The organism is Methylobacterium oxalidis (assembly GCF_007992195.1).
Lineage (GTDB): Bacteria > Pseudomonadota > Alphaproteobacteria > Rhizobiales > Beijerinckiaceae > Methylobacterium > Methylobacterium oxalidis.
Map to the genome: position 1 here is coordinate 1 of NZ_BJZU01000312.1, position 952 is coordinate 952.

The window sequence follows — 952 nt, forward strand, 5'->3', positions numbered from 1 at the left end:
GCGACGGCATGATGGAGGAGGCGGTGACGCCGGCCCACATCGCCGGCGTGGTCTCCCGCTGGACCGGCGTGCCCGTCGACAAGATGCTGGAGGGCGAGCGCGAGAAGCTCCTGGCGATGGAGGAGGCGCTGGGCAGGCGCGTCGTCGGCCAGCGCGAGGCGGTGGAGGCGGTGGCCACCGCGGTCCGCCGGGCGCGCGCCGGCCTGCAGGACCCGAACCGGCCGATCGGCTCGTTCATGTTCCTCGGGCCCACCGGCGTCGGCAAGACCGAGCTGACGAAGGCGCTCGCCGGCTTCCTGTTCGACGACGACACGGCGCTCGTGCGCATCGACATGTCCGAGTACATGGAGAAGCACGCGGTCGCCCGCCTGATCGGCGCGCCTCCGGGCTATGTCGGCTACGAGGAGGGCGGCGCGCTCACCGAGGCGGTGCGGCGCCGGCCCTACCAGGTCGTGCTGTTCGACGAGATCGAGAAGGCGCATCCGGACGTGTTCAACGTCCTCCTTCAGGTCCTCGACGACGGGCGGCTGACGGACGGGCAGGGGCGGACGGTGGATTTCCGCAACACGCTCCTCATCATGACCTCGAATCTCGGGGCCGAGTACCTCGTGAACCAGCCCGAGGGCCAGGACACGGACACGGTCCGCGACGAGGTGATGGGCGTGGTGCGCCACCACTTCCGGCCCGAGTTCCTGAACCGGGTCGACGAGATCATCCTGTTCCACCGCCTCAAGCGGGCGGAGATGGGGGCGATCGTCGACATCCAGCTCGGGCGGCTCGGACGCCTGCTCGAGGAGCGCAAGATCATCCTCGACGTGGATGCCAGGGCGCGGGAATGGCTCGCCGACAAGGGCTACGACCCGGCCTACGGCGCCCGGCCCCTGAAGCGGGTGATCCAGAAGAACGTGCAGGACCCGCTCGCCGAGCTGATCCTGTCCGGCAAGGTCCACGA

Annotated in this window: 1 protein-coding gene; it reads left to right on the plus strand. The window is 70.0% G+C overall.

Annotated elements, in window-relative coordinates:
- A partial coding sequence (locus MOX02_RS30755) for an AAA family ATPase (protein ID WP_147029535.1) occupies window positions 1–952 on the plus strand: 952 nt, incomplete at both ends.